1 protein-coding gene is annotated in these 737 nt (G+C 36.9%); it reads left to right on the top strand.

What is annotated here, in order from left to right; genetic code table 11:
• Positions 1–135 precede the first annotated feature (135 nt).
• On the top strand, positions 136–612 hold the full coding sequence (gene tnpA, locus IAI10_RS24590; RefSeq protein ID WP_315675949.1) for an IS200/IS605 family transposase: 477 nt from the start codon (positions 136–138) through the stop codon (positions 610–612).
• The last annotated feature ends 125 nt before the right edge of the window (positions 613–737 follow it).

The raw sequence follows: 737 nt of genomic DNA, 5'->3' as shown, positions 1-737 counted from the left end.
TTGTGCAACAAAGTAAACCACTTGCTAAGCAAGTGGAAGAAAAAAGGCTTATGCCGTTGAGTAGAAAAAAACTCCTATGTTAAAATAAATGCAGGTCTAGCCAACCGCAAATAGAAGAACATAGGAGGATGTCTAATGAAAGACACAAATAGTTTATCGCATACAACATGGAATTGCAAGTATCACATAGTATTTGCACCGAAATATAGAAGACAGGTGATATACGGGAAAATAAAGAATGATATAGGAAAAATAATAAGAAAGCTATGTGAATGGAAAGATGTAGAAATAATAGAGGCAGAAGCATGTCCGGATCACATACATATGTTAGTGGAAATACCACCGAAGATAAGCGTATCAAGTTTTATGGGATATTTGAAAGGGAAAAGTAGCTTAATGATATTTGACCAGCATGCAAACATGAAATATAAATACGGGAACAGAGAATTTTGGTGCAGAGGATATTATGTGGATACAGTGGGAAAAAATAAAAATAAAATAGCAGAATATATAAGGAATCAATTACAAGAAGATTTAGCATATGAACAAATGAGCATAAAAGAACTAGTTGACCCGTTTACGGGTGAGCCGGTAAAGAAAAGCAAAAAATAGAGTCGCTTTAGCGACTGCATGGGAAAATATGCGATTGGCAGACTGATTCAGAGGGCTTTCAGCCCAGCCAGTAATAGGCCCTTATAGGGCTGAGCAAACCACCGGCTAAGCCGGTGGTTATGATT

The organism is Clostridium sp. 19966 (assembly GCF_032335695.1).
Classification (GTDB): domain Bacteria; phylum Bacillota; class Clostridia; order Clostridiales; family Clostridiaceae; genus JACTOJ01.
Note: the sequence above shows the minus strand (reverse complement) of the source record. Positions and strands in the feature narration are given on the sequence as shown.